At 73.8% G+C, this 6,695-nt stretch carries 1 protein-coding gene; it reads left to right on the forward strand.

Annotation, left to right across the window (positions count from 1 at the left end):
- Positions 1 to 6,695, forward strand: a 6,695-nt coding sequence (locus Vau01_RS62605) for a non-ribosomal peptide synthetase (RefSeq protein ID WP_204015177.1), incomplete at both ends; no start/stop codon positions are given.

Genomic DNA, 6,695 nt, shown 5'->3' on the forward strand with positions numbered 1-6,695 from the left:
CCTATGGTCCGACGGAAGCGACGGTCAACTCGACGTTGGGTCTGTGTGATCCGGTGGAGTTGGCGGGGGCGTCGGTGGTGCCGATCGGCGTCCCCGACCCTGGCACCCGTGCCTACGTGTTGGACGCGGCGTTGCGGCCGGTGCCGGCGGGGGTGGCGGGTGAGTTGTATCTGGCCGGGCCGGGGCTGGCGCGTGGCTATCTGGGCCAGCCGGGGTTGACCGCGCAAAGGTTCGTCGCGAACCCGTTCGGCGCCGGGGACCGGCTCTACCGGACCGGCGATGTCGTCCGCTGGTTGCCGAACGGGCGGCTCGTGTTCCAGGGGCGGGCCGACGATCAGATCAAGATTCGTGGATACCGGATCGAACCGGGTGAGATCGAGACCGTCCTCATCGAACACCCGCACGTGGCCCAGGCACACGTGACCGTCCACAACGGACTCCTCGTCGCCTACGTCGTCCCGGACGGGCCGGCGCCCGACGGCGCCGTGCTGCGCGAGCACCTGCGCACCCGGCTGCCCGACTACATGGTGCCGGCCGCGTTCGTTCCCCTCGACCGGATGCCGCTGCTGCCCAGCGGCAAGGTCGACCGGCGCGCGCTGCCCGCCCCGGACCCGCGCCGGTACCGCGCCGGCCGGCCACCGCGGACGCCCGTCGAAGAGGTCCTGTGTGGACTGTTCGCCGAGGTGCTCGACGCGCCGCAGGTCGGCCCCGAGGACAACTTCTTCGACCTCGGCGGCCACTCGCTGCTCGCCACCCGGCTGCTGGCCCGGGTCCGCACGGTGTTCGACGCCGAACTGGCGGTGCGGACCATCTTCGAGGCGCAGACCGTCGCCGCGCTCGCCGAGGTGCTGGAGCGCGCCGGTTCGGCACCCGCCAGGCCGGCGCTGCGCCCGGCGTCGCCGCGGCCCGAGCGGGTGCCGCTGTCGTACGCCCAGCAGCGGCTGTGGTTCCTCCACCGGCTGGAGGGCCCGTCGGCCACCTACAACATGCCGATCGTCGTCCGACTGACCGGCGACCTCGACGTGCCGGCGCTGCGGGTCGCGCTGCACGACGTCGTCGAGCGGCACGAGCCGCTGCGGACCGTGTTCGCCGCCGGGTTCGCCGCCGCCGACGACGCGCCCTACCAACGGCTGCTCCCCGCCGGACCCGACCTCGTGGTCCGGCCGGCGGACGCGTCCGACGAGACGGTGGACGAGGTCGCCCGCGCCGTGTTCGACCTGGAGACCGAGGCCCCGATCCGGGCGGAACTGTTCGCGGTGGGCGAGCGCGAGCACCTGCTGGTGCTGGTCGTCCACCACATCGCCTGCGACGGCTGGTCGATGGCGCCGCTGTGGCGCGACCTGACCGCGGCCTACGCGGCCCGCACGGCGGGCGAGGCTCCACAGTGGACGCCGCTGCCGGTGCGGTACGCCGACTACGCGCTGTGGCAACGGGAACTGGACGACCTCCGGACCGGCCAGCTGGACTACTGGCGCGGGGCGCTGGCCGGGCTCCCGTCCCGGATCGCCCTCCCCACCGACCGGCCGCACCCGCCGGCGTCGACCGGGCGCGGCGAACTCTTCCGCTTCGCGTGGGACGCCGACCTGCACACGGCGCTGGCGCGGGTCGCCCGCGAGAGCGGGGCCAGCCTGTTCATGGTGGTCCAGGCGGGGCTCGCGGCGGTGCTGTCGCGGCTCGGCGGCGGCACCGACATCCCCATCGGCACGCCGATCGCCGGTCGTACCGAGCAGGTGCTCGACGACCTGGTCGGGTTCTTCGTGAACACGTTGGTGCTGCGGGTCGACACGGCCGGCGACCCGACGTTCCGGGACCTGTTGGCCCGCGTCCGTGAGCGCAGCCTCGACGCCTACGCGCACCAGGACGTGCCGTTCGAGCGGCTCGTCGAGGAGCTGAACCCGGCCCGGTCGCTGGCCCACCATCCGCTGTTCCAGGTCATGCTGGTGCTGCAGAACAACGCGGCCGCCGACGTGCGGCTGCCCGGGCTGGCCGTCACCGAGGAGTTCCACGGCACCGGTACCGCCAAGTTCGACCTGTGGTTCGCGCTCACCGAGCAGCTGACCGCCATAGGGGAGCCGGCCGGGTTCGGCGGCGCCGCCGAGTACAACGTCGACGTCTTCGACCGGTCCACAGTGGACCTGATCCTCGACCGGCTGGAACGGTTCCTCCGCGCGGTCGCCGCCGAGCCGGACCGCCGGGTCGGCGACGTCGAACTGCTCGCGGCCGACGAGCGGACCCGGCTGGTGGCCGGGTGGTCCGGGCCGGTCCGCGACCTGCCGGCGACGACGCTCACGGACCTGCTCGCCGCACAGGCCGTCCGGACGCCGGACGCCACCGCGCTGGTCGCCCACGACGGCACGCTGACCTACGCGGAACTCCACGCCCGGGCCAACCGGTGGGCTCGCTGGCTGATCGCGCGCGGCGCCGGGCCGGAGCGGATCGTCGCCGTCGCGCTGCCCCGCTCGACCCACCTCGTCACCGCGCTGCTCGCGATCCTCAAGACCGGCGCGGCGTACCTGCCGCTCGACCCGGACCACCCCGCCGACCGGACGGCCCGGATCATCGCCGAGGCCGACCCGGTGATCGTCCTCGACGCGCCACCGACGGACCTGGCCGACCACTCCGACGCGCCGGTGACCGGTGTCGGCCTCGACCCGCGCCACGCGGCCTACGTCATCTACACGTCCGGCTCGAGCGGACGGCCCAAGGGCGTCACGGTGCCGCACGCCGGCATCGTCAACCGTCTCCTGTGGACCCAGCACGAGTACGGCCTGACGCCCGACGACCGGGTGCTGCAGAAGACACCGGCGACGTTCGACGTGTCGGTGTGGGAGTTCTTCTGGCCGCTGGCCACCGGCGCGGCGCTCGTCGTCGCCCGACCGGACGGGCACAAGGACCCTGCCTACCTGGCCGAGCTGATCCGGACCGGTGGCGTCACGACCGTCCACTTCGTCCCGTCGATGCTGCGCGCGTTCCTGGAGGTCCCGGCGGCGACCGCGGGCGACGGGCTGCGCCGGGTGCTGTGCAGCGGCGAGGCCCTGCCGGCCGACCTGGCGGCCCGGTTCACCGGGGCGTACGGGCCGATCCTCCACAACCTGTACGGGCCGACAGAGGCGTCGGTCGACGTCACCTCGTGGCCGTGCGCCGGCGGCGCGACCGGTGCGACCGTCCCCATTGGACAGCCGGTGTGGAACACCGGCGCCTACCTGCTCGACGCCGCGCTGCGTCCCGTGCCGTCGGGCACGCCCGGCGAGCTGTACCTGGCCGGGATCCAGCTCGCCCGCGGGTACCTGCGCCGGCCCGGCCTGACCGCGGAACGGTTCGTCGCCGACCCGTACGGCCCGCCCGGGACGCGCATGTACCGCACCGGAGACGTGGCCCGGCGGCTGCCCGACGGCGCGCTGGAGTTCCTCGGCCGGGTCGACGAACAGGTGAAGATCCGGGGATTCCGGGTGGAGCCCGGCGAGATCGCCGCGACGCTCGCCACCCATCCGGACGTGCGGCAGGCGGTCGTCGTCGCCCGCGAGGACCGGCCGGGTGACGCGCGCCTCGTCGGCTACGTGGTGCCGGCGGTCGCGACCGGCGACCGCGCCGCGCATCTCGACGAGTGGCGGGAACTCTACGACGCGGTGTACACCGGGGCCGGCGTCTCGGACGGCGACGACTTCGCCGGGTGGAACAGCAGCGACGACGGCGCACCGATCCCGCTGGACGAGATGCGCGAGTGGCGCGACGCGGCCGTCGACCGGATCCGGTCGCTGGCACCGCGACGGGTGCTGGAGATCGGCGTCGGCACCGGGCTGCTGCTGACCGAACTGGCCACCGACTGCGACACGTACTGGGGCACCGACCTGTCCGGCGCGGTGGTCGAGTCGTTGCGCCGCCGGGTCACCGCGGATCCGGCGCTGGCCGACCGCGTGGAGCTGCGGGTCCAACCGGCACACGACCTGACCGGGCTGCCGGCGGGCTTCTTCGACACCGTCGTGCTCAACTCCGTCGTGCAGTACTTCCCGAGCGCAGACTACCTGCTCGACGTGCTGCGCGCGGCACTGCGCCTGGTCGCCCCCGGCGGCGCCGTGTTCGTCGGCGACGTGCGCGACCAGCGGCTGCTGCGCTGCTTCCACACGGCGGTGCAGGCCCGCCGGGTCCGGTCCACAGTGGACACCGGCGCGCTGCGCCAGGCGATCGGGCAGAGCCTGCTGCGGGAGAAGGAACTCCTGGTCGCTCCGGAGTTCTTCGCGGCGCTCGGCGCCGTCGACGTGCGGCTCAAGCGTGGCCGGCACCACAACGAGCTGACCCGGTTCCGGTACGACGTCGTGCTGCACGCGACGCCGGTCACCGACCCGGTGCCGGAGTCGGTGCTGTCGTGGGGCACCGACGTCGCCGACCTCGACACGCTGACGGCACACCTGCGGGTGCGCCGCGACCCGGCGGTCCGGGTCCGGGTCACCGGGGTGCCCAACGGCCGGCTCGCCGGTGAGGTCGCCGCGCTCCGCGCGCTCGACGGTGGCGGCGGCGTCACCGACGTCACCGCGGCCCTCGCGACCGGCGGCGGGATCGACCCCGAGGCCCTGCACGCACTCGGCGAGCGGCTCGGGTACCGCACCGCCGTGACCTGGTCACCGGACGACATCGGCGACATGGACGCCGTGTTCGTCACCGGCGACGGCGCGGTCACCGGCACCTACCGGTCGACCGGAACCGTCGCGCCGGCGACCGCGCTCACCACCGACCCGCTGGCGTTCGCGTCGGTCAACACGCTCCCGGCCCGGTTGCGCGCGCTCGCCGCCGAGCGGCTGCCGGAGTACATGGTGCCGGCCGCGGTCGTCGTGCTGCCCGCGCTGCCGGTGACCCCGAACGGCAAGCTCGACCGCCGGGCGTTGCCGGCGCCCGACGGCCCGGCGGTGGGCGCCGGTGGCGCGCCGTCGACGCCGGTGGAGGAGGTGTTGTGCGGGCTGTTCGCCGAGGTGCTGGGCGTGCCGTCGGTGGGCGTCGCCGACAGCTTCTTCGACCTGGGTGGGCATTCGCTGCTCGCCACGCGGCTGGTGGCCCGGATCCGGGCGGTGTTCGGGAACGGGTTGGAGGTCCGGTCGGTCTTCGAGGCCCCGACCGTCGCCGGGCTGGCCGCACACGTGAGCGCCGGCACCGGCACCGGCGGCGCACCGCGGCCGGTGCTGCGTCGGGTGGTGCCGCGGCCGGAGGGTGTGCCGTTGTCGTTCGCGCAGCAGCGGTTGTGGTTCGTGGACCGGTTGGAGGGTGCGTCGGCGACGTACAACGTGCCGTGGGTGGTGCGGTTGTCCGGTGATCTGGACGTGGCGGCGTTGCGGGCGGCGCTGCGCGACGTGGTCGACCGGCACGAGTCCATGCGCACGGTGTTCGTCGAGCGCGACGGCGAGCCGGTCCAGGAGGTCTGGGACGTCGACCGCGCCGGCGTCGACCTCCGCGTCCGCCGCGCCGACGACGCGATCCTCGACGAGACGCTGGAAGCGTTGGTGCGCGCGCCGTTCGACCTGTCGGCCGGCGTACCGGTGCGGGCCGACCTGCTCGTGCTCGGCGACCGGGACCACGTGCTGGCGCTCGTCATGCACCACATCGCCTCCGACGGGTGGTCGCTGGCGCCGCTGTCGCGCGACCTGCGCACCGCCTACGCCGCCCGCCGGGCCGGCGGGGCTCCACAGTGGACACCGCTCCCGGTGCAGTACGCCGACTACACCCTGTGGCAGCGGGAGCTGCCGGAGCCGCTGTCGGACCAGCTCGACTACTGGCGTCGGACGCTGGCCGGCCTGCCGGAGCGGCTCGACCTGCCGGTCGACCGGTCGTACCCACGGGTCGCGTCGTACCGCGGCGAACTGTTCACCTTCGAGTGGGACGCGGACCTGCGCGCGGGGCTGGCCGGCCTGGCCCGGGCGGCGAACGTCAGCGTGTTCATGGTGGTGCAGGCGGGGCTGGCGGCGTTGCTGACCCGGCTCGGCGCGGGCACCGACATCCCGTTGGGCTCGCCGATCGCGGGCCGCACCGATCAGGCGCTCGACGACCTGGTCGGGTTCTTCGTGAACACGTTGGTGCTGCGGGTGGACACGTCGGGTGATCCGACGTTCCGGGACCTGTTGGCCCGCGTGCGCGAACGCAGCCTCGACGCCTACGCGCACCAGGACGTGCCGTTCGAGCGGCTCGTGGAGGAGCTGAACCCGACCCGGTCGCTGTCGCACCATCCGCTGTTCCAGGTGATGATCGCCGGCCAGAACAACGTCGCCGCCGACATCGACCTCCCGGGGCTGACCGTGGTCGACATCCCGGTCACCACGGGCACCTCGAAGTTCGACCTCGCCGTGTCGGTCACCGAGTATCCGAGCGGCATCAGCGGCGTCGCCGAGTTCAACACCGACGTGTTCGAACGGTCCACTGTGGACGGAATCGTCGACCGGTTGGGCTCGCTGCTGCGTGGCGTGGTGGCCGATCCGGACCGACGGCTCGGCTCGGTCGACCTGCTGGGCCCCGGTGACCGCGATACGCTCCTGGAGTGGGCGGGGTCCACTGTGGACCCCGCACCGGTGACGTTCCCTGCGGTGTTCGCGGCCCGCGTGGCGGAGCGTCCGAATGCGGTGGCAGTGGTGTTCGAGGACGAGTCGGTCACCTACGCGGAGTTGGCCGCGCGGGTGAACCGGTTGGCGCGGTGGCTGCGTGGGCACGGTGTGGGG

Source organism: Virgisporangium aurantiacum, from assembly GCF_016863635.1.
GTDB lineage: Bacteria > Actinomycetota > Actinomycetes > Mycobacteriales > Micromonosporaceae > Virgisporangium > Virgisporangium aurantiacum.